The 22,059-nt window shown below is 36.5% G+C and carries 23 protein-coding genes; 14 read left to right on the top strand and 9 right to left on the bottom strand.

Going from position 1 to position 22,059, the window contains the following annotated elements; genetic code table 11:
* Positions 1–119: 119 nt before the first annotated feature.
* The 12 genes from AACY93_RS08925 to AACY93_RS08870 all read left to right on the top strand — a co-directional run bounded on the left by AACY93_RS08925 (position 120) and on the right by AACY93_RS08870 (position 12,326).
* Entirely contained in the window at positions 120–455 is a 336-nt protein-coding gene (locus tag AACY93_RS08925; protein WP_286853752.1) for an arsenosugar biosynthesis-associated peroxidase-like protein, read from the top strand.
* Between the two features lie 43 nt (positions 456–498).
* Positions 499–1,554, top strand: a complete 1,056-nt coding sequence (arsS, locus tag AACY93_RS08920; RefSeq protein WP_286853753.1) for an arsenosugar biosynthesis radical SAM (seleno)protein ArsS — start codon at positions 499–501, stop codon at positions 1,552–1,554.
* Positions 1,555–1,614: 60 nt separating this feature from the next.
* A complete protein-coding gene (locus tag AACY93_RS08915; protein ID WP_286853755.1) occupies positions 1,615–2,115 on the top strand; it encodes a rhodanese-like domain-containing protein in 501 nt (166 codons plus the stop codon).
* Positions 2,116–2,121: 6 nt separating this feature from the next.
* Positions 2,122–2,796, top strand: a complete 675-nt coding sequence (locus tag AACY93_RS08910; RefSeq protein WP_286853757.1) for a TIGR04282 family arsenosugar biosynthesis glycosyltransferase — start codon at positions 2,122–2,124, stop codon at positions 2,794–2,796.
* Positions 2,789–3,601, top strand: a complete 813-nt coding sequence (locus AACY93_RS08905; RefSeq protein ID WP_286853759.1) for a purine-nucleoside phosphorylase — start codon at positions 2,789–2,791, stop codon at positions 3,599–3,601. Before AACY93_RS08910 ends, AACY93_RS08905 begins: the two co-directional genes overlap by 8 nt.
* Before the next feature lie 62 nt (positions 3,602–3,663).
* Complete coding sequence (locus AACY93_RS08900; RefSeq protein ID WP_286853761.1) at positions 3,664–4,563, top strand: sterol desaturase family protein; 900 nt, start codon at positions 3,664–3,666, stop codon at positions 4,561–4,563.
* Complete coding sequence (locus AACY93_RS08895; RefSeq protein ID WP_286853763.1) at positions 4,553–5,266, top strand: DUF547 domain-containing protein; 714 nt, start codon at positions 4,553–4,555, stop codon at positions 5,264–5,266. The genes AACY93_RS08900 and AACY93_RS08895 overlap by 11 nt, the downstream gene beginning before the upstream one ends.
* Positions 5,259–5,972, top strand: coding sequence for a TIGR04283 family arsenosugar biosynthesis glycosyltransferase (locus AACY93_RS08890; protein WP_286853765.1), 714 nt, complete (start codon positions 5,259–5,261; stop codon positions 5,970–5,972). Before AACY93_RS08895 ends, AACY93_RS08890 begins: the two co-directional genes overlap by 8 nt.
* A gap of 112 nt (positions 5,973–6,084) precedes the next feature.
* Positions 6,085–9,537: a pyruvate carboxylase gene (locus AACY93_RS08885; protein ID WP_286853766.1), complete on the top strand. Its 3,453-nt coding sequence runs from the start codon at positions 6,085–6,087 to the stop codon at positions 9,535–9,537.
* Between the two features lie 62 nt (positions 9,538–9,599).
* Positions 9,600–10,049: a hypothetical protein gene (locus tag AACY93_RS08880; RefSeq protein ID WP_286853768.1), complete on the top strand. Its 450-nt coding sequence runs from the start codon at positions 9,600–9,602 to the stop codon at positions 10,047–10,049.
* A 97-nt stretch (positions 10,050–10,146) separates the two neighbouring features.
* A complete protein-coding gene (locus tag AACY93_RS08875) occupies positions 10,147–10,836 on the top strand; it encodes a glycosyltransferase family 2 protein (protein ID WP_286853770.1) in 690 nt (229 codons plus the stop codon).
* Positions 10,836–12,326: a cellulose synthase family protein gene (locus AACY93_RS08870; RefSeq protein WP_286853888.1), complete on the top strand. Its 1,491-nt coding sequence runs from the start codon at positions 10,836–10,838 to the stop codon at positions 12,324–12,326. The genes AACY93_RS08875 and AACY93_RS08870 overlap by 1 nt, the downstream gene beginning before the upstream one ends.
* Here AACY93_RS08870 and AACY93_RS08865 read toward each other — a convergent pair.
* Together AACY93_RS08865 and AACY93_RS08860 are read right to left on the bottom strand one after the other, a co-directional pair.
* Complete coding sequence (locus AACY93_RS08865) at positions 12,323–13,132, bottom strand: amidohydrolase family protein (RefSeq protein ID WP_286853772.1); 810 nt, start codon at positions 13,130–13,132, stop codon at positions 12,323–12,325. The genes AACY93_RS08870 and AACY93_RS08865 overlap by 4 nt on opposite strands.
* 22 nt (positions 13,133–13,154) lie before the next feature.
* Positions 13,155–14,399, bottom strand: coding sequence for a serine hydrolase (locus AACY93_RS08860; RefSeq protein ID WP_286853774.1), 1,245 nt, complete (start codon positions 14,397–14,399; stop codon positions 13,155–13,157).
* Positions 14,400–14,528: 129 nt separating this feature from the next.
* Here AACY93_RS08860 and AACY93_RS08855 point away from each other — a divergent pair, with 129 nt between their 5' ends.
* Both AACY93_RS08855 and AACY93_RS08850 read left to right on the top strand, forming a co-directional pair.
* Positions 14,529–15,917 (top strand): mannosyltransferase, encoded by a 1,389-nt coding sequence (locus tag AACY93_RS08855; RefSeq protein WP_286853776.1) that lies wholly within the window; start codon positions 14,529–14,531, stop codon positions 15,915–15,917.
* Positions 15,889–16,710 carry an alpha/beta fold hydrolase gene (locus tag AACY93_RS08850; protein WP_286853777.1) on the top strand — a complete coding sequence of 274 codons (822 nt, stop codon included), beginning with the start codon at positions 15,889–15,891 and terminating at the stop codon, positions 16,708–16,710. The genes AACY93_RS08855 and AACY93_RS08850 overlap by 29 nt, the downstream gene beginning before the upstream one ends.
* A 96-nt stretch (positions 16,711–16,806) precedes the next feature.
* Here the strand turns inward: AACY93_RS08850 and AACY93_RS08845 are convergent, their stop codons facing one another.
* Genes AACY93_RS08845 through AACY93_RS08815 form a run of 7 tightly spaced genes read right to left on the bottom strand, consistent with a single transcriptional unit; the run spans position 16,807 to position 21,919 of the window.
* Positions 16,807–17,586: an RMD1 family protein gene (locus tag AACY93_RS08845; protein WP_286853779.1), complete on the bottom strand. Its 780-nt coding sequence runs from the start codon at positions 17,584–17,586 to the stop codon at positions 16,807–16,809.
* Positions 17,586–17,999 carry a bleomycin resistance protein gene (locus tag AACY93_RS08840; RefSeq protein ID WP_286853782.1) on the bottom strand — a complete coding sequence of 138 codons (414 nt, stop codon included), beginning with the start codon at positions 17,997–17,999 and terminating at the stop codon, positions 17,586–17,588. The genes AACY93_RS08845 and AACY93_RS08840 overlap by 1 nt, the downstream gene beginning before the upstream one ends.
* An 11-nt stretch (positions 18,000–18,010) precedes the next feature.
* A complete protein-coding gene (locus AACY93_RS08835; protein WP_007648922.1) occupies positions 18,011–18,241 on the bottom strand; it encodes a hypothetical protein in 231 nt (76 codons plus the stop codon).
* A gap of 12 nt (positions 18,242–18,253) precedes the next feature.
* Entirely contained in the window at positions 18,254–18,613 is a 360-nt protein-coding gene (locus tag AACY93_RS08830) for a hypothetical protein (RefSeq protein WP_286853783.1), read from the bottom strand.
* Positions 18,614–18,623: 10 nt separating this feature from the next.
* On the bottom strand, positions 18,624–19,598 hold the full coding sequence (locus AACY93_RS08825) for a deoxyhypusine synthase family protein (RefSeq protein WP_286853785.1): 975 nt from the start codon (positions 19,596–19,598) through the stop codon (positions 18,624–18,626).
* Positions 19,588–20,529, bottom strand: a complete 942-nt coding sequence (gene speB, locus AACY93_RS08820; RefSeq protein ID WP_286853787.1) for an agmatinase — start codon at positions 20,527–20,529, stop codon at positions 19,588–19,590. Before speB ends, AACY93_RS08825 begins: the two co-directional genes overlap by 11 nt.
* Positions 20,519–21,919, bottom strand: coding sequence for an arginine decarboxylase (locus AACY93_RS08815; protein WP_286853790.1), 1,401 nt, complete (start codon positions 21,917–21,919; stop codon positions 20,519–20,521). Before AACY93_RS08815 ends, speB begins: the two co-directional genes overlap by 11 nt.
* Positions 21,920–22,059 lie beyond the last annotated feature (140 nt).

The raw sequence follows: 22,059 nt of genomic DNA, 5'->3' as shown, positions 1-22,059 counted from the left end.
AAGGGAACGATTTAGACACTTATTCTAGGGGTTGTTTGTAATTTTTCGCCAATTTTAAGTAAACTTTAATAAGCAACTCCGACTTAAATGGGTACATTCATGTTCAAAACAAAAAAACCATGCAAAAAACCTATTACGACCCAGCAGACCTTAAAAAATTTGGCAAAATATCCGATTGGAATGAAGAACTCGGTTCTAAGTTCTTCGATTATTACAATGCCGTTTTTAAAGAAGGAACGCTTTCTGAAAGGGAAAAATCACTCATTGCTTTAGCTGTGGCTCACACCATACAATGTCCTTATTGCATTGATGCCTATACAGGAGATGGCCTGCAACGCGGCATCACTAAAGAAGAAATGATGGAAGCCCTACATGTGGCTGCTGCTATTCGTGGTGGCGCTTCTTTGGTTCATGGCGTACAAATGATGAATAAAGTGAATAAATTAGACCTTTAAGCTCTGGACAAACGCGGTCAAGACCGCAATTTAAAATCATAAAATGATCGATTCCCTACATAAACGTCAAAGTGAATTAGCAAATAGCAACAAACAATTAGAGTTTCTATCCAATGGCATATTTAAAAATGGCGAACTGGCAACTTTCAACAGTAAAATTGCTGAAACCAATCAGTTTCCGTTACAACCAAAAAAACTGGAAGTCCTTCAAATTAACTTGGGCTACATGTGTAATCAGGTTTGTGAACATTGCCATGTAGATGCTGGTCCAGACCGAAAGGAAATTATGACAAAAGACACCATGTTACAATGCTTAAAGGTGATAAAAAACACGCAAGCTCACACCCTGGACCTTACTGGTGGTGCCCCAGAAATGAATCCCCATTTTAAATGGTTTGTGGAAGAAGCAACCAAAATTGGCATAAAGGATGTTATTGTGCGCTCCAACCTAACCATATTAAGGGCGAATAAAAAATATTACAGCCTCCCGGGTTTTTTTAAAAAACACAACATTCATGTGGTGTCCTCCATGCCTCATTGGACCAAAGGCAAAACCGATAAACAACGTGGTTCTGGTGTTTTCGATAAGTCCATTAAAGCACTTCAGGAACTCAATGCCATAGGTTATGGCATGCCAAACAGCCACCTAAAACTGGATCTGGTGTATAACCCTTCTGGTGCTTTTTTACCGGGAAATCAGGTGGCTTTGGAAAAAGAGTTTAAAAAAGCACTGCTGGAAGATTTTGGCATCCAGTTTCATAACCTTTTTACCATTACAAATTTACCCATCAGTAGGTTTTTGGATTACCTCATTGCCTCTGAAAATTACGAAGACTACATGTACGCGCTTGTAGAGGCCTACAATCCAGAAACCGTTAAAAACCTCATGTGTACCAATACCATTTCTGTGGGTTGGGATGGGTTTTTATACGATTGCGATTTTAACCAAATGCTGGAACTCCCTGTAAACAGCAACCTAAAACATATTAGTGAATACAACGAAGAAACATTGCAAAACAGAAACATTATCACCTCACAACATTGCTATGGTTGCACTGCTGGCGCTGGCAGCAGCTGTCAAGGAAACCTAATTCCTTAGAAATCAAAAATCTCATGCTCATAAAACATAAAACACAACCTAAGCACAAGTCACCTAACCATGAAACATAATCTCTCAATCATATGCTTATTCTTTGTAGCTGCATACACTGGATTTGCTCAGGAAAGCTTGGATGGCTTACTCAAAAAACACCATACCTCGAAAATCCCATATATCTCTGTGGAAGAGTTGGCAATGCCTAATACCCAAGCCTTGATTTTGGATGCTCGTGAGTTTCAAGAATACCAAGTAAGTCATATCAAAAATGCTGTTTTTGTTGGTTACAACACCTTCAATTTAGAGCAAACAGCCTTATTAATCAACAACAAACAACAGCCTATTGTAGTCTATTGCTCCTTAGGGATCCGTTCCGAAACAATTTCCAATCGCTTATTAAAAGCTGGCTATACCAATGTCTACAATTTATATGGAGGTATATTTGAATGGGTTAACAATGGGTTTGATGTGTATGACAGCAAAGGCAATAAAACCAATAACATCCATGCTTTTTCTCCTGAATGGAGCAAATGGCTTAAAAAAGGGAATAAAGTTTTTAATTAACAAATCATGGGCATTTTAAATACCAAAGACACCAATAACAACAAGGAATTGGCTTTCAGTTTTCATTTCCCTACTTCCAAAAAAGCCCTAATCATCTTTACCAGAAACCCGGAATTGGGAAAATGCAAAACCCGTTTGGCTAAAAGCATTGGGGACGAAGCCGCTTTAACCATTTATAAATACCTACTACAGCATACAGCAATCATAACAGCACCTGTTTCGGCAGATAAGTTTGTTTTCTATTCTGAAAACATTCTTGAAAATGATATTTGGGACGATACCATCTTCAGAAAAAAACTGCAAGAAGGCGCAGATTTGGGCCTAAGAATGCAAAATGCCTTTACCGAACTTTTTAATACGGGCTATGAAAAAATCATGATTGTTGGCAGCGATATTTTAGACTTGAACACCAAGCATATTTCAGATGCTTTTATTAAATTGGACACACACGATGCAGTAATTGGTCCTGCTCAAGATGGTGGCTATTATTTATTGGGAATGAAACAACTACTTCCTGATATTTTTAAAAACAAAACCTGGGGCACAGCTACCGTTTTAAAGGAAACCATAAAAAATTTACAAAACCAAAACCTCTTTCTTTTAGAAGAATTAAACGATATAGATACCTTTGAAGATGTTAATAACAATAAAATACTTAAAAAATTAGTGACTCATGATTAAATACATAATGGAAACAGCCGAATATTTAGAAGAAAAAGGCTTTTTAAATCCAGAAATAGGCATTATTCTTGGCACAGGATTGGAAAAATTGATTAACGATATCGAGGTCCTCGCCGAAGTTAGCTACAACCACATTCCTAATTTTCCCACTGCAACTGTGGAGTTTCACAAAGGAAAATTGATTTATGGAAACTTGGAAGGGAAAAAAGTGGTAGTCATGCAAGGTCGTTTTCATATCTATGAGGGCTACTCCTTACAGGATGTTACCTATCCCGTTCGCGTTATGGAAAAATTGGGCATTAAAACACTTTTGGTATCCAATGCTTCTGGTGCCATCAATAAAAACTTTAAAAAAGGGGAACTCATGCTTCTGGACGACCATATCAACCTCCAAGGCAGTTCTCCCTTGGCCTTTAAAGGAGTGGAACTTTTAGGGGAACGCTTTACAGACATGAGCGAACCTTACAACAAAGCTTTAAACAATACCTTTAAACACATTGCCAAATCACAAAACATCACCTTGCACGAAGGGGTGTATGCCAGTGTGGCTGGTCCACAACTGGAAACAAGGGCCGAATACAGAATGCTGAAAATTATAGGGGCTGATGCCGTTGGCATGAGTACGGTTCCAGAAATTATAGTGGCCAATCATTTAAATTTAAAAGCTGCTGCCGTTTCTGTCTTAACTGATGAATGCGATCCAGACAACCTAAAACCTGTAAACATCAGTGAGATTATTGAAATGGCCGGCAAAGCCGAACCCCAAATGATTACCTTGTTTAAGGAATTGATAAAGACACTCTAAATTGTAATCAAATTATCTCCTGCAAGGCTTCAAAAAACCTTGCAGGCTTTAAAACAGATGTCATGGAAAAATACCTGGAAATAATAAAAAACGCCTATACTGGCTATTGGAATTATCTCATAAAAGAGATAACGTCTTTCAGTTATTGGGATAATTATTTCTATGGTCTCATCATCATCTCCTTAGCTGTTTGGATACTGGAAATCTTGTTTCCGTGGAGAAAAAACCAAGCGCTTTTTAGAAAGGATTTTTGGCTGGACACCTTTTACATGTTCTTTAATTTCTTCTTGTTGAACTTGATTGTCTTTATTGCCCTATCCAATACAGTAGCCGAAATTTTTAATGATATCCTAGGACTTGTAGGACTATCGCTTTCCAGCTTTCAATTGTTTGAAGTGAATAAGCTACCTAAACCCTCGGGACTTTTCATCTTTTTTATAGTGGCCGATTTTGTGCAATGGAACACACACAGATTGTTACATCGTGTGCCTTTTCTCTGGAATTTCCACAAAGTGCACCATTCCGTTAAAGAAATGGGCTTTGCTGCTCACTTACGCTATCATTGGATGGAACCTGTGGTTTACAAATCCATTTTATACATTCCATTGGCCATAATTGGTGGTTTTGAGGCTCAAGATGTTGCCTTGGTACACTTCTTTAACATTACCATAGGCCATTTAAACCATGCCAACCTTGGTTGGGACTATGGCAAATTGAAATACATTTTCAACAACCCAAAAATGCATATTTGGCATCATGCCAAAAAGCTTCCCAAACATGCAAGGTTTGGGGTAAATTACGGACTAACACTTAGCATTTGGGATTACCTTTTTAAAACCAATTACGTTCCTGAAGATGGTCGGGATATTGAATTGGGCTTTTCTGGGGACGAAACCTTTCCTAAAGATTTTGTAAACCAGGAACTATATCCATTAAAATTTAAACCTAAAAATGAAGACTAAAGCCTACATATTGATTGTTTTATTGGCTGTATTGGCTGTATCACTTCCCACAAAAGCCCAAAACCTAAACTATCATGCCTATAACAAGCTGCTTCAAAAACATGTCAATAGTTTTGGTGAGGTGAATTACCAAGCCATAAAAACAGACCCTCAATTATTGCAGGCCAGTTTGGAAGGGTTTACAAAAACCCAACCCAACAAATCTTGGTCCCAGGAAGAACGTTTAGCTTATTGGATCAATGCGTATAATGCGTTTACCATCAAATTAATTATTGATAATTACCCAATAAATAGCATCAAAGACCTCAAAAATCCTTGGGATCAAGAATTCATACCAATTGGTAAACAACTCATGTCTTTAAACCAAATAGAGCATGATATCTTAAGAAAGATGAAAGAACCCAGAATCCATTTTGCCATAGTTTGCGCTTCAAAATCCTGTCCTAAGTTATTGAATGAAGCCTATACTCCTTCAAAATTAGATCTACAATTAACGCTTGCGACTGAAGAATTTCTTTCGGATGAAACCAAAAACAATCTAGCTGCAAACAACATCCAAATCTCTAAAATATTTAAATGGTTTTCTGAAGATTTTACAACCAATGGCAGTCTAATCGATTTTTTAAACCTGTATGCTTCCATTGAAATCTCTCAAAATGCAAAAAAAAGTTACTTGGATTACAATTGGGACTTAAATGAATAAAATCTCCATCATCATCCCAATTTTAAACGAAGCAGAAAATATCCAAAACCTGCTCCAGCACCTCATGTGCAACTCCAAGGAAGAAAATATTGCAGAACTAATAATAGTTGATGGAGGCAGTACAGATAACTCCCAGGAACAAATTAAAACCTTTATCGGCTCTAGTGCATCAAAAACAAACATAAAACTTTTAAAGTCCCCTAAAGGAAGGGCCAAGCAAATGAACCTAGGAGCAAAAACAGCGCAAGGCAACATCCTTTACTTTTTGCATGCCGATTCCTTTCCTCCCAAAAACTTCGATCAATACATTATAAATGAAGTCAAAAACGACCATCTGGCTGGTTGTTTTAGAATGCAATTCAACCACAAACATTGGTGGCTGCGCTTGGCAAGTTGGCTTACCCAATTTCACTGGAGAGCCTGTAGAGGTGGCGACCAAAGTCAGTTTATCACCAAGAAATTGTTTCAGGAAATTGGAGGATATAATGAACGCTATATCATTTACGAAGACAACATCCTAATTAACCAGCTCTACAAACGCAAGCAGTTTAAAGTCATTAACAAAAAACTAAAAACCTCTGCCAGACGTTATCAAACCCATGGCATTTGGAAACTTCAATATCATTTTTGGGCCATTTATGTTAAAAAATGGTTTGGCGCTTCTCCCGAAGAACTTTACAAATATTATAAAAAACACATTGCTTAAAACCTGTTGATAACCCCTAACTTTCTGATTGAAAAATCGTTGTCCATTTAATTTCCGTTTGCTACATTTGTAGCGAACATTCGCTAAAATCAATTAAAACACACAACCAACCATGAAAATCACGAAAGTACTTGTTGCCAACAGAGGGGAAATTGCCATTAGAATTTTTAGGGCTTGTACAGAAATCAATGTAAGAACCGTTGGTATTTACACCTTTGAAGACAGATATTCCCTACACAGATATAAAGCTGATGAATCGTATCAAATTGGGGAGGACAACGATCCATTAAAACCCTATCTGGATATTGATGAAATTATAAAAGTAGCTTTGGAATGTGGTGCCAATGCCATTCATCCTGGTTATGGTTTTTTGTCTGAAAATGCACAATTTGCGCAAAAATGCGAAGAAAATAACATCATATTTATTGGCCCTAAAGTATCCGTTTTAAAATCTTTAGGTGATAAAATTACGGCTAAAGAAGTGGCTGTGGCCAATAACATCCCTATCATCCAAAGTAACCAAAAACCTCTTAAAGACATTGACACAGCACTGTCTGAAGCTAAAAACATTGGCTATCCCATTATGTTAAAGGCTGCTTCTGGTGGTGGTGGTCGTGGCATGCGCGTCATACGACAACCCGAAGAACTAAAAGGGGCTTTTAACGAAAGCAAGCGTGAAGCCTTGAATGCTTTTGGAGACGATACCGTGTTTTTGGAAAAGTTTGTTGAAAACCCAAAACACATAGAAATTCAAATTGTAGCAGATAACTATGGAAATACGGTTCATTTATTTGAACGCGATTGTTCGGTGCAACGTCGTTACCAGAAAGTCATTGAATTTGCTCCTTCATACGATTTGAATCAAGAAACCAAGGATGCCCTTTATAAGTATGCCATTAATATTTGTAAGGCTGTTGATTATAACAACATAGGAACCGTGGAGTTTTTAGTGGATGATGACGGCTCCATCTACTTTATTGAAGTCAACCCTAGAATCCAGGTAGAACACACAGTAACCGAAGTGGTAACAAACATCGATTTGGTTAAAACACAACTTTTTATTGCTGGTGGCTATAAATTATCAGACCAACAAATAAAAATACCAAACCAGGAAGCCATAAAAGTAACAGGGTATGCCTTACAATGCAGGATTACCACCGAAGATCCCCAAAACGATTTCAAACCAGATTATGGAGAAATAACCACGTATAGAAGTGCTTCCGGTTTCGGGATACGTTTAGATGCTGGTTCTGTGTATCAAGGAGCCATTGTGTCACCTTTTTTCGATTCCATGTTGGTAAAAGTGACTGCCAACAGTAGAACGTTAGATGGTGCCTGTAGAAAAGTACGTCGTGCTCTGGCCGAATTTAGAATTCGAGGCGTAAAAACAAACATGCCGTTCCTGGATAATATTTTAAAACACGAAACCTTTAGAAGAGGTGATGTAACCGTAAATTTCATCAAGCAAAACCCCGATTTATTTGTCTTTAAAGCCCCAAGAAACAGAGCCACCAAATTAGTAACATATTTAGGGGATGTGATAGTCAATGGAAATCCTGATGTTAAAAAAACAGATCCAACCAAAACCTTTGTAAAGCCTGTTGTTCCTAAATTCAATCCAAATGGCAGCTATCCTCAAGGGACCAAGGACTTACTCACAACCTTAGGGCCAGATAAATTTGCCCAATGGCTAAAAGCCGAAAAGAAAATTCACTTTACAGACACCACCATGCGCGATGCGCATCAAAGTTTATTGGCTACCAGAATGCGAACCTACGACATGCTGAAAGTAGCTGAAGGCTATGCTAAAAACAATCCTGACATTTTTAGCATGGAAGTTTGGGGAGGAGCTACCTTTGACGTTTGTTTCCGTTTTTTGCAGGAAAATCCATGGGAACGCTTGCAACTTTTGCGTAAAGCCATGCCAAACATCCTACTTCAAATGTTGATTAGGGGATCGAATGGGGTTGGCTATACAGCTTATCCAGACAACCTAATTGAAAAATTTGTGGAGCAATCCTGGGAAAATGGCGTGGATCTTTTTAGGATTTTCGATTCGCTTAACTGGATGAAATCCATTGCGCCTTGTATCGAACATGTAAGAAACAGAACCCAAGGTTTGGCTGAAGGTTCCATCTGCTATACAGGTGATATTTTAAATCCTAAAAACACCAAATACAACCTTAAATATTACACAACTTTAGCAAAAGACATTGAAAATGCTGGAGCCCATATTTTGGCCATTAAAGACATGGCTGGACTGTTGAAACCTTATGCTGCCTTCGAATTGGTTTCTGCCTTAAAACAAGAATTGAACATTCCTGTTCACCTGCACACGCATGATACCTCTTCCATCCAATCGGCTACTTACTTAAAAGCCATTGAAGCTGGTGTGGACGTGGTAGATGTGGCACTAGGAGGCTTATCGGGTTTAACCTCGCAACCAAATTTTAATTCGGTTGTGGAAATGATGAAATTCAACCCACGAGAAAATTCACTAAACATCGACTCCCTAAACGAGTATTCCAACTATTGGGAAACGGTAAGGGAGTATTATTACCCTTTTGAATCTGGTTTAAAAGCTGGTTCTGGGGAAGTATTCAAACATGAAATTCCTGGAGGTCAATATTCCAATTTAAAACCACAAGCTCAAGCATTGGGTCTGGAAGACCGTTTCCACGAAATTACAGCCATGTATGCAGATGTCAATCAGCTTTTTGGAGACATTGTAAAAGTGACTCCAAGTTCCAAAGTTGTTGGAGATATGGCTCAATATTTGGTAAGCAACAATCTTACCGTTCAAGATGTATTGGAACGAGGAGACACCATTTCGTTTCCACAATCTGTAGTGAGCTTCTTTAAAGGCGACCTAGGCCAACCTGTTGGTGGCTTTCCTAAAGACCTTCAGAAATTAATTTTAAAAGACGAAAAACCTTATACAGATAGACCAAATGCCCATTTGGAACCCATAGATTTTGAAAAGGAATACGAGGCTTTTAGAAAGATTTTCGAAAAAGATCTAAGCAGACCTTTAAAAATAACCGATTTCCTATCCTACAAACTCTATCCAAAAGTTTTTACGGATTCTTACAACAAACATTTGAAGTATGACAACCTGATGAATCTACCGACCAAAAATTTCTTTTATGGTATGGAAATAGGTGAGGAAATCATTGTGGAATTGGACAAAGGCAAAACACTTCTTATTACTTTGGATTCGGTAGGAAAACCTAATGAAGATGGTATGGTAACCGTTTATTTTAAAGTAAACGGACAAGGCCGATCGGTTCAAATAAAAGACGAATCGATTAAAATTGATAAAGTGGAACACCTAAAGGCAGACAAAGCCAATACCAAAGAGATTGGCGCTCCTTTACAAGGTTTGTTATCTACCATTTTGGTCAAGAAAGGAGACAAAGTGACCAAAAACCAACCTTTGTTTATAATTGAAGCCATGAAAATGGAAACTACCATCACTGCCAACGAAGCTGCCACAGTAAAACAATTGGTTTTAAATCCTGGAGTCATGGTAAATTCAGAAGATTTGGTAATTCGTTTAGAATAAAATTAACATCAAAAACTGAAAGGTCTTCTTATTTTTATGGACAAAACAGCAAAACAAACTGTATGAAACCTGACAACCTTGAAACACAAGAAGAACCTAATTTCTTTAAATGGGCATTTAAATATGCTGCCACAGCCGGAATAGCAGGTATTATATGCTGCGTGGCTCCAGCCGTCTTATTCATGTTTGGACTCATGGGAGGCATTTATGCCATTTCCTTTGCCGATTTCTTTTATGCCGAAGACGGTTCCATTGGAACAGGCTCGTGGATTCTTAGAGGTCTCGCAGTAATAATTGGTGTGTATGGAATTTATCTTTACCGAAAAAAGCAAAATCAATGTTCCATGGATCCTAAAAGAAAAAAGAAAAACCTTATTTTAATGATCCTTATTACCGTTATTTTGGGGCTTGGCATCTTTTTGTCATTAGAAAAATGGTCTTCTTGGTATTTTGATGAACATATTGTTCCTGCCCAACAAGAAGAATACAAGCAAATGGAACTTCAGGAGTAAGTGTTTTTTCTATTTGAAAAATTATATCCAGAAATTCATGGAAAAAGATGCCTTATAACTTAATAACTTAAAAAAATAGAATTTAGCCAAATCATTCATGCCAATACTAAAAGTTATTATTCCTGCATATAACGAAGCTGATTCTATTGCGAAGGTCATTCATGATATCCCTAAAACGGTAAACGAAATTATTGTAGTGAACAACAATTCCACCGATGCTACTGAAGTCAATGCCAAACAAGCAGGAGCAACCGTTTTAACGGAGTCCAGAAAAGGATATGGCTATGCCTGCCTAAAAGGTATGGCTTATGTGTCCAAACAAAAAATAAAACCGGATATTGTGGTCTTTCTTGATGGCGATTATAGCGATTTTCCAGAAGAATTAACTAAAATAGTTCAGCCAATTATTGAAGATAACATCGATTTTGTAATTGGAGCCCGTGTAAAACGACTTAGAGAACCTGGCTCCATGACCCAACCTCAAATTTTTGGGAATTGGCTAGCCACCTTTTTAATGCGTACCATGTTTGGTTCAAATTTTACAGACCTAGGGCCTTTTAGAGCCATTAAGTACCAAAAACTACTGGCTTTGAAGATGGAAGACAAAACCTATGGATGGACTGTGGAAATGCAATTAAAAGCCTTGAAACAAAAACTATCTTACATTGAAATTCCTGTGAGCTATAGAAACCGAATTGGAGTTTCAAAAGTCTCTGGCACCTTAAACGGAGCCATTATGGCTGGTATTAAAATTTTAGGTTGGATTTTTAAATACAGTTTCAAATGATGTATTTGCTTAGTATCATCATAGTTGTATACACCATTGCCCTTACGCTGATATTTATCTATGCGTTGGCGCAGCTCAACTTGCTTTCAAATTATTTAAAGGCTCAAAAAAAACAATCTCAAGCTGTTAAATTTGACTTTTCAAATCCAAATAACATTCCTTTTGTCAGCATTCAACTTCCTGTGTATAACGAAATGTATGTGATGGAACGTTTGCTTGAAAATATTTCCAAAATGGATTATCCAAAAGACAAATTGGAGATTCAGGTTCTGGACGATTCCACAGACGAAAGCTTGGAACTTACCCAAAAATTGGTAAAACAATTGAAACTTTCAGGCGTTAACATAGTGCATATTCACAGAACAAAAAGGACTGGGTTTAAGGCAGGTGCATTAAAAGAAGGACTGAAAGTTGCTAAAGGGGAATTTATAGCCATTTTTGATGCCGATTTCCTTCCAAGGCCAAACTGGTTAAAGGAAACCATCCCTTACTTTAAAGATGAAAATATTGGTGTTGTACAAACCCGTTGGAGCCATCTAAACAGGAACCATTCCGTTTTAACAAAAATCCAAGCGTTTGCGCTGGATGCCCATTTTACCCTGGAACAAGTAGGCAGAAACAGTAAATCCCATTTTATAAATTTTAATGGAACAGCTGGTGTATGGCGAAAAACCTGTATTCTGGAAGCTGGAAATTGGGAAGGAGACACCCTAACGGAGGACTTGGATTTAAGCTACAGAGCCCAATTGAAAAACTGGAAATTTAAGTACCTGGAAGACGTTGAAACCCCAGCCGAACTTCCTATGGCAATAAGTGCTGCACGTTCACAACAGTTTAGATGGAACAAAGGTGGCGCAGAAAACTTTAGGAAAATGGCTTGGAAACTCATTAAGAACAAACATATATCAGCAAAAACAAAAACTCATGGATTACTGCACTTATTAAATTCCACCATGTTTTTAAACATCTTTATTGTGGCCGTTTTAAGCATTCCCATGCTTTATATTAAAAACGAATATGAATCTTTAAAACCTTACTTTTATGTCATGAGCTTTTTTGTGGTGAGCTCGATAATTTTCTTTGTTTGTTATTGGTTTATGTACAAAAAAATATACGGCAACAGCTTAAAAGACTTTATAGAGTACCTAGGTATGTTTTTTACCTTTTTCTCAATAGCTATGGGTTTTTCGCTGCATAATTCCGTAGCTGTCCTGGAAGGACATTTTGGAAAACGCAGTGATTTTGTAAGAACCCCTAAATTCAACATAAATTCATTATCAGAAAGCTGGAAAAACAACAAATACCTTTCTAAGAAAATTCCAATTTATGTGCTTTTTGAAGGGCTATTGACGCTCTATTTTGGGTTCGGTATGTATTCGGCTTTTGTAGTGGGAAATCAAGGTGGCGATTTTGGTCTTTTCCCGTTTCACCTCATGCTATTTCTAGGGTTTGGCTATGTTTTTTTTAAATCCGTAACATCAAGTGCTTAAAGTTTTGAAACATCTATTCGAAACAGTTCAGCAGCATTTTTCCATAGAATCAGTTCTTTTTTTTCATCTGCCAGTTCCAGTTGGTCCATAAATTTCAAATAGGATTTCATATTGGAAATAGGCCAATCTGTTCCATAAAGCAAATAGTTTGGATCGCCAGCATAGGTAATCATTTCTTCGATTTCCTTTTTCATATAACGCTCAAACTTTTCGGAAAAATCTCCAAGCACCAATCCAGAAATATCGGCATAAACGTTTTTGTTTTTATAGACCACCTCCATACAATCCTTAATCCAAGGGTTTCCTACATGGCAAATAACAATTTTTAGGTCTGGGTAATCCACTGCTAAATCGTCTATATGTAAAGGATGTGAATACTTTACTTTTCCAGTTGGTGCATAGGTGTCTCCAGAATGAAACATCACAGGTACATTGTACTCTATAGCCATTTCGTACCATACTTTCAATCTGGTGTCATTAGGATAAAAGGGTTCGTAACCAGGATAAAATTTCAAACCTTTAATCAACCCGTTTTCAAGATACTCCCCTATTTCCCTAATATCCCTATGATTGTAATTCAGGTAACTGATTCCAGACACAGCTCCCAAGTTATTCCTGTCTTTAATGGCTTCAACTACCTGTTTGGTGCTTGGTCTATGCTCATTAACCTTATAAGATGATAATACCAATGAATATGCTACCTTATTTTCCAACATGGTTTCTGTTAACCGGTTTAAACATTCGTTTAGCGACACCACTCTATCTTCGTGATAATTGTTGATATGGGTATGTACATCTATAATCATATATCTTGCTTAAGGTTGTTACTTATTTTATTTCTTCAAGAACAGCTGCATAAGCTGCATTTTCCTCTAATAAACTTTTAGATGAAAGAGCTATGGCTCGAAACAGTTCCAAATGGGCAAAGTCGTTACTAGGAACATAGTCCTTATCGTTATATTTTGGATTTGCTGAAAGTTTAACAACTACGGTTTTTGTTGTTGGGTTTACATAAATATATTGTCCGTAAACACCCATAGCCATAAATTCCCCTTGCTTACTTTCTGGAATCCACCATTGATAGCCATATCCAAAATGGGTTTCGCTAGGTTGAACATGTGGTGCATCTGGATGTGTGGAGGCTTCAACCCACTGTTTTGGCACTACTTGCTTGCCTTGAACCACTCCTTTGTTTAAAAACAAGGTGCCCATTTTGGCAAAATCCCTAAGTGTTAAATTTAAACCTCCTAATACCATTTCCATCTGTTCTCCATCCAACAACCAATAACCATCATATTCCATGCCCAAAGGATTGTATAATTTTTCTTGCATGTATGCTGTAATGGTTTTTCCTGTGGCCCTTTTTAAAATCATACCCAGTACATGCGTGTTTATACTTACATAATGGCATACGGTTCCAGGTTCCAATTCGCGATCTAAACTGGCAGCAAAGGCGTCTTGGGAATTCCCCATGGCAAAACCTCTGCCCCAACGATTGATATCGCTAAAAAAATCGGCATAATCTTCATTAAATTTCACTCCTGTGGACATTTGAAGGACGTCTTTAATCTTTACACCTTCATAAGCAGATCCTTTCAGTTCTGGAACATAAACTTCAACAGTTTCGTCAATGCTCTTAATATAACCTTCATGGACTGCAATTCCCATTAAAGCTGATATAACCGATTTTGCCATGGACCACGAAATGTTTCTTGTGGATTGGGTATTTCCCAAATAATAATTTTCAAACACCAAACTGTCCTGCTGAATCACTAAAAATCCAGTGGTCCAGGAATCTTCTAAAAAAGACTCTGTCTGGTACTTTTTGCCATTGAATTGAAAGCTTTCCGGTAGCTTGATGCTAGTAGCTTTTGGATATGCCAATTTATTCTCTGGAGCTTCCAAAACGGCCACTGGCCAAACGGAATCAAATGACCTAAAATTACTTACAATCTGGTCTTCATCAAAAAGATGCATGGTTAAGTTTAGCATTTTGTATTTTGGATAAAACCAAATACCAAATACAATAAGTATGGCCAACAAACCCAATCCAATTTTTTTCCATGTTTTCATAAGCGTCCTATGTTTAAAAAACAGCATGTAAGATAACATCTAATTTGTACTTTATTAAAAAAAAGCCTGTTTTATTTGTCATGGAAATGGATTGGGTTTTAAAAAACAAATTATGGCTATCTTTGATTCATGTTATTAAACCCTACATTTTTAAAGCTGTATAAATTCCCAATATTACTGGCTATTTCAAGCTTGCTGTTCTATTTTGACTTTGCTTACAACCTACAAAGAACCGATTCCATTAAGCTTGTAACCTTATATGTTGCTTTGTTTTTTGTGTTTTACAAACTGGTTAAACTTACTAAAAGCAATCTCTTGTTTTTAACTGTATTGGCTTTGGCATTTAGGGCTGTTTTTATTTTGGCCATCCCAAATCTGTCACAAGATTTTTATAGGTTTATCTGGGATGGACGTATGGTTTTACAGGGTTTTAACCCCTATCTTTACACGCCATATTTTTTTATTTCCATAAACGATTTTCCAATTCCTCAAGCCCAAGAACTGTATTTGGGGATGGGAAGCCTAAGCGCCAATCATTATACCAATTATCCACCATTGAACCAATTGTGTTTTGCTTTAGCCGAATTGTTTCCAGGAAAAAGCATCTTAAGCTCTGTTATTGGCCTTCGACTTATAATTATAGCAGCCGATTTTGGAACGCTTTATTTTGGGAAAAAACTACTGCAACAATTAAAATTGCCTGTTCATCATATTTTTTGGTATGTATTAAATCCGTTTATAATTATTGAGCTTACTGGCAATCTGCATTTTGAAGGTGTCATGATTTTCTTTTTCTTATGGAGTTTGTATTTATTGTCATGCAATAAGTGGTTTTTGGCAGCTGTTGTCTTTGCCTGTTCTGTTTCCATAAAGCTTATTCCATTGCTATTTTTACCTTTGCTTTGGCAGTGGTTTGTACCCAATAAAAAAGATGCTTCTGTCTGGCTTTATATTATAAAATTAATAGGGTTTTATGCTGTTGTTGGTTTATTTGTTGCTTTACTATTTACGCCATTTTACTCACAACAATTCATACTAAATTATGCTGAAACCGTTGGTTTATGGTTTCAAAACTTTGAGTTTAATGCAAGCCTCTATTATATTGCCAGGGAAATAGGATACCAAATAACAGGCTATAATGAAATTGCCATAATAGGAAAATTTATGGCGCTATTGGTGTTTATTATGGTGATTGCCTTGGCTTTTTTTAGAAAAAATGCCACTATGGTTCAACTTTTTTCTGCCATGCTTTTTGCTTTAACTTTTTATTACTTTACAGCCACAACCGTTCATCCTTGGTACATTGCAACGCTTTTAATATTATCCATTTTTACTAAATACAAATTTCCATTGGTTTGGAGTTTGGTAATTATTTTAAGTTATTTGGCGTATGCAAATTTCAACAATACCGAAAATTTATGGGTAGTGAGTTTGGAATATGTCGTGGTTTATAGTGTATTTTTGTACGAAATTTTAAGAAAAGAATCTGTTGAAACTAAATTTCCCAAAACTCTTTAGGCGTATTGCCAGAATTATAGCAACGCTTTTAATTTTATATGTCCTTTCGTTGGTTTTTGTTTATTTTAAACAAGAACGTTTCTTTTTCAACCCAAAAACACTGGCAAAAGATTACCAATTTGAGTTTGAAGAACCTTTTGAGGAACTCAATATTCCAGTTGCAGAGAACATCAATTTAAATGCAGTGCTATTTAAAACCGAAAATCCCAAAGGCGTTATCCTATATCTACACGGAAATGCTGGAGCCATTCACGAATGGGGAAAACGCGCTTCGTTGTATTTAAACAATCAATACGATATTTTATTTGTGGACTACAGAGGTTATGGAAAAAGCGATGGGTCTTATTCTAATTCCGAAGAGTTGTTTAACGACATGCAAAAGGTTTACGATTACACAAAAACACGTTACCATGAAGAAGACATTGTAGTCCTTGGCTTCTCTTTAGGTTCTGGGTTGGCCAGTTATTTAGCTTCTAAAAACAATCCGAGGATGCTTATTTTAAACGCTCCTTATTATTCATGGAAAACCTTGATTACAGAAGAAATTGCTCCTCTCATTCCAGGGTTTATCATAAAATACGACATTCCTTCCTATCAATTTGTCAAGCAGGTAACTTGTCCCATCAAGATTTTTTATGGTACTAGGGATTTTTTAATCCATCCGGATACAAATGCCAAAAAACTTCAGGCATTGCAGCCAAACAACATAACACTGTATCCTATTACAGATGCTGGACACAATGGTTTGCATATTACCAAACAGTACTACGAAGATTTAAAACAGGTACTCTAAACTTCCAGTCTTTTTATTGTTGTATCTTTTGAAGAACATAAAAAATCCCGTATCCAAAAATACCATTTACTTTTGGAAAGTGTCGGCATAATGCACTTACAAAAGGAATTTGGCTATAAACATATCTACCACTTCTATAACAATAAGAATGATAATAACCCATTCCAATCTGCTACTCTCTTTGTGGTCCATGATGTCCTTAAAAAGCTCCAGGTTTTCTTTAATAATTTCAATTCTATCGTGAATTAACCTATATCTGTCTTTTAAATCAAAGGTTTGTTTTAAATCCGTATTAAGCTTGTTAAGCTGTTCATTTTCCCAAGTAATTACAGGAGAATCAAAAATGTACAAGTTTTCTAAAATACGGTTCTTTATGTTTAAAACCTTACCTATAAACCGTTTCAACTTGTTCCCGGAAATATCCAGCTTACCTTTGTTTTCCAGGTATTTAGTATGTTTATTGGTTTCCATTAAAAGTTCTTCCGTAATTTCGGAATAACCGTTTAAGGCAACAGATTGCGAAGTGTTTAGCATCACCAACCTTATCATTTCTTGATTGAGTTCTGGCAAAACCACATGGTCAAACTGAACCTTTAAGGTATTGGGCTGGATGTAAATAGGAATCTCTTCGGAGTTTTTTTGGGTGAAAAAAGGATCACAAAAAGGTTTTATGTCCATAAAGGCTTTTTCAATTTCGGCTGGAACCATATTGAAAAAACAAACCAGTCCATAATGAAAAATGTAAATAAAGCTGTCTTTGGAACTTTTATAAAAAAGTTCATCACTATCTTGAAACAACAACTGCCATGGCAGTTGTTGTTTGCAGGTTTTAATTTGGATAGTGTTTGCTACTTGATAAGCAACAACGGAGTACATTATGATTTAAAGATGTTATTGGAATCCTTAAAGCATTTAAACTCCAACATATAATCGTTTGGATCTTTAATAAAGAAGGAGGTGTGCTCTCCTGCTTTATTACTTAAAAACGTGGATTTTTCTACTAATTCCATGTCCAGTTCCTTAAGCTTGGAATAGATGTTGTTCCACGTATTTTCATCTACTATAACCCCAAAATGGAAAGCAGGTAAAATGTTGCCTTCAAACACATAATTAGGACTGTTGAAATTAAATTTCTCGGCTTTTATAAACGTTAATTGATGACCAAATAAATTTATATCCACCCAAGTTTGGGTAAATCTGCCAGAGGTTGCGCCAATCCTGTTTAAGTAAAAGTTTTTGGTTTCTTTTACGCTTAAACATGGTAAAGACATGTGAAATGACGTATTCATAAAGTTACAGATTAAAGTGGTTTTAAGCTTTCTACTCTGTAAATTACGAAATCTTCGTCATTATCTTCATAAACTTCAATAAAAGTTATTTTAAAAGATTTGTTAATCAAACTTTTATCGTTTTTCAAATCGAATTGTTTTAAAACTCTAGGATGAACTTCGTCGAAAACCAGTTCTTCTCCATTTTCAAACAAGAAGGTAAAATACCCGTCTTTATATGATAAAAATTCAGCTTCTCTCATCACTACAACACATTAATCTTCATCATCAACATCTACGTCGTCTGCTTCGTCCTCCACATCATCCTCATCATCCACATCGTCTGCATCATCAAATTCCAGGTCTTTAACAGCATCGTCTTCCCCAACAACCACGTCATCATCTGCGTCGTTATCATCGTCTGAATAATCTTCCATAGCTTGAACCAATCTCACGCCCACTTTTACCAAGTAAATGGTGTCTTCTGTCCTAACTTCTACAGCTTCAACAATTTCATTTTTAATGTTCCTGAAGGAAATGATATCCTCATCATCATAACCGTCAGGGAATTTTTCAACAAGAAGATCCAATATATCTTCGTTTAATTTTTGATAGTCTACTATTACTCGTTTCATTTTAAATAGGTTACATGTCTAATAAATAAGCAAATATTAATGGAGCAACGATGGTTGCGTCGCTTTCAATTATAAATTTTGGGGTGTTGATATCTAGTTTCCCCCAAGTAATTTTTTCGTTAGGAACAGCGCCTGAATAGGATCCATAACTGGTTGTGGAGTCACTTATTTGGCAGAAATAACTCCAGAAAGGCGTATCTGTACGTTCCATATCTTGATACAGCATTGGTACCACACAAATTGGGAAATCGCCAGCAATACCTCCTCCTATTTGGAAGAACCCAATTCCGTTTTTAGAATTGTTTGTGTACCAATCTGCCAAAAACGTCATGTATTCTATACCAGATTTCATGGTGCTTGCTTTTAACTCGCCTTTAAGCACATAACTTGCAAAGATATTTCCCATGGTACTGTCTTCCCAGCCAGGAACAATAATTGGCAAATTCTTTTCGGCAGCTGCATACATCCAAGAATCTTTGATATCTATTTCATAATATTCTTCCAAAACGCCTGAAAGCAATAATTTATACATGAATTCATGTGGAAAATAACGCTCTCCTTTTGCTTCGGCATCTTTCCATATTTTAACAATATGTTTTTGTAAACGTCTAAAAGCTTCTTCTTCCGGAATACAGGTATCGGTTACCCTGTTAAGGCCTTTTTCCAACAAATCCCATTCCTCCTGAGGGGTTAAATCTCTGTAATTTGGAACTCTTTCGTAATGGGAGTGAGCGACCAAATTCATAATATCCTCCTCTAAATTTGCTCCAGTACAAGAGATTATTTGTACCTTATCCTTACGGATCATTTCTGCAAATATTTTACCTAATTCGGCAGTACTCATGGCTCCTGCAAGAGACACCAGCATTTTTGCTCCAGAATTTAACTGGTCTTCATACCCTTTTGCTGCATCTACCAAGGCAGCCGCATTAAAGTGTAAATAATATTTTTCTATAAAATTTGAAATGGCTCCTTTAGTACTCATCGTCTTCGTTAAATTTTGAATTGTTGTTTTTATTTACGTATGAATTGTCAAAAGAGTTGTCGTACTCATCATCCACACTTTCGTTTTGAAATTTATAGCTTAACATTTTATAATACAATTTTGCGGCCAAGAAATCTGAAGATCTTTCAGTTTCATTAGGGCAAAGCTCCACTATATCGAACCCAACTACGTTTTTTTCGGCAAATACTTGTTTTAAAAACTCCAAGGTTTCGTACCATAACAAGCCTCCAGGTTCTGGGGTTCCTGTACTTGGCATGATGGAAGGGTCAAAAGCATCCAGGTCTATGGTAATAAACACATTGTCTGTCATCTGATCTATGGCAGAATCCATCCAAGTATCGTCTATAGCCATTTCATGGGCAAAATAAGTTTTATCTGAGTCCATAACGGTCGTTTCCATCACGTCCATGGAACGAATCCCTATTTGTATTAAATTGGTATTCTGGCTTGCTTCGTACAAAGCACAAGCATGATTGCACTTAGAACCATGGTATTCTTTACGTAAATCTGCATGTGCGTCCAATTGCACAACGGTTAAGTTGTCAAAACATTCATTAAAAGCCCTAATGGTTCCTATGGAAATGGAATGTTCTCCACCAAAGGCTGTCACAAATTTATTGCGCTTAATATATTTCTTGGTGACTTGGTGTACGGCATCCACCATAGCTTCCGGCGACGAGCTTTCTGTAACCGCATCAGCCAAAAACACACCTTGCTGGTACACTTCCGTTCCGGTTTCAATATCGTAAAGCTCCATATTCTCAGAAGCGTTCAAAAAGGCTTCTGGCCCTTTATCCGCTCCTTTTTGCCAAGTACTTGTACCATCATAAGGCACAGGAATCAAAACAATTTTTGAACTATCTAATTTTGAATATTCTTCTGGAATCCCAGCATACGTTTTATTGTTCATGGTAACCTAAAATTTTAAGTAAGTCTTCACTTTTTTGTTGTTCACTAAATAATTTTGTGGTGATGTTTCCATCTTCGTCTTTGTCTATTAATATGTGCTTTGGCGACGGTATCAAACAGTGTTGCAAGCCTCCAAATCCACCTATGGTCTCTTGGTAAGCTCCTGTATTAAAAAAGCCTAGGTATAAAGGTTTTTCTTTATTGTATTTTGGCAAATAAATGGCGTTCATATGCTGTTCGCTGTTGTAATAATCGTCACTATCGCAGGTTAAACCTCCTAGAAGCACACGCTCGTAACTATCGTTCCACCTGTTAATTGGCAACATGATAAAGCGTTTGTTTATGGCCCAAGTGTCTGGCAAGGTTGTTATAAACGACGAATTGATCATGTTCCATTTCTCACGGTCGTTTTGTTGTTTTTGGTAAAGCACTTCGTAAATGGCTCCTCCACTCTCACCTACCGTAAAGCTACCAAATTCTGTAAAGATATTAGGTACAGGCACTTCTTCTTGTTCGCAAAACAGTTTGATTTGATTTATGATTTCATCCACCATGTATTCGTAATCAAAATCAAAAGCCAACGAATTTTTTATAGGAAAACCCCCTCCAATGTTCAAACTGTCCAAAGAAGGGCAAATTTGTTTTAAGCTGGTGTAAACCTTCAAACATTTAGAAAGTTCGTTCCAATAATAGGCATTGTCCCTAATTCCCGTATTGATAAAGAAGTGAAGCATTTTAAGTTTCACTTTTTTATTGTCTTTTATCTGTCTGTTGTAAAAAGGTACTATGTTTTTGTAACCAATACCCAAGCGTGAGGTATAAAATTCAAATTTAGGTTCTTCTTCAGAAGCTATTCGGATCCCTATATTGTATTTGCCTTTTATTTCTTGAGACAGCAAATCTATTTCTTCGTAATTATCAATAATGGGAATACAGTTTTTATGACCATTATTGATTAGCCTGGCAATATTTGTAACATATTGAGAACGCTTGAACCCATTGCTTATAACATAGGTTTTATCTGTAATTTTCCCTTCGGCCTTTAAGCTTTCCACAATATCGATATCGAAAGCCGAAGAGGTTTCAATATGAATATCGTTTTTTAAAGCTTCGTTTAAAACATGTTTAAAATGAGAGCTTTTTGTGCAATAACAATAATGGTATTTGCCCTTGTATTTATGTTTTTTAATGGCTTTTGCAAACCATTCCTTGGCACGACCAATATTATTGGAAATTTGAGGCAGATAAGTGAATTTTAAAGGGGTTCCATATTCTTCTACCAAGCCCATTAAATCTATATCGTGAAATTGAAGGTGTTTGTCTTCCAGCTTAAATTCTTCTTGTGGAAAATAAAAAGTTTGATTGATTAAATCAATGTATTTTGTATTCATTATGTGTTTTTAAAATGTAAATAATTTAATTTTTTAAAACGAAATGTTTAAAAGTAAACAATAATGAGTACAAATCAAATTTGAATTTGACTTTGTGTTGTTGGAACAAAGCCATATTGATGCTGACTGGCATATATGGT

Origin of the sequence: uncultured Xanthomarina sp., assembly GCF_963971605.1 — a bacterium.
Classification (GTDB): domain Bacteria; phylum Bacteroidota; class Bacteroidia; order Flavobacteriales; family Flavobacteriaceae; genus Xanthomarina; species Xanthomarina gelatinilytica.
This window is presented reverse-complemented; position numbering and strand designations above follow the sequence as displayed.